Source organism: Blautia sp. 210820-DFI.6.14, from assembly GCF_020558815.1.
Taxonomy (GTDB): Bacteria; Bacillota; Clostridia; order Lachnospirales; family Lachnospiraceae; genus Blautia_A; species Blautia_A obeum.
This window is the reverse complement of record NZ_JAJCKS010000144.1, coordinates 1-237: the sequence shown is the minus strand read 5'-3', so window position 1 is coordinate 237 and position 237 is coordinate 1. Positions and strand designations below refer to the sequence as shown.

At 42.2% G+C, this 237-nt stretch carries 1 protein-coding gene; it reads right to left on the bottom strand.

Going from position 1 to position 237, the window contains the following annotated elements:
* Window positions 1-237 (bottom strand): transposase (locus LI112_RS18070; protein WP_227191228.1); only part of this gene is annotated, 237 nt, incomplete at both ends.

Sequence of the window (237 nt, the reverse complement as noted above, 5' to 3'; positions counted from 1 at the left end):
CTTTCTGACATCTGGACAGCTTTCTCTGTTCCCGCGCAAGCTTTTTCTCTGTATTCCGATAGAACATCGGATATTCAGCTCTTTTACCGGTAGAAAATACACACATCCCATGCATGGCAAAATCAATTCCCAGAAATTTTTCTGCCGGTCTTTTTTCTGCTGTTTGGTTTTCACAGCAAAACAAAAGACTGGCAAAATATTTTCCGGATGGCTCCCTGCTGACTGTCACAGATTTCA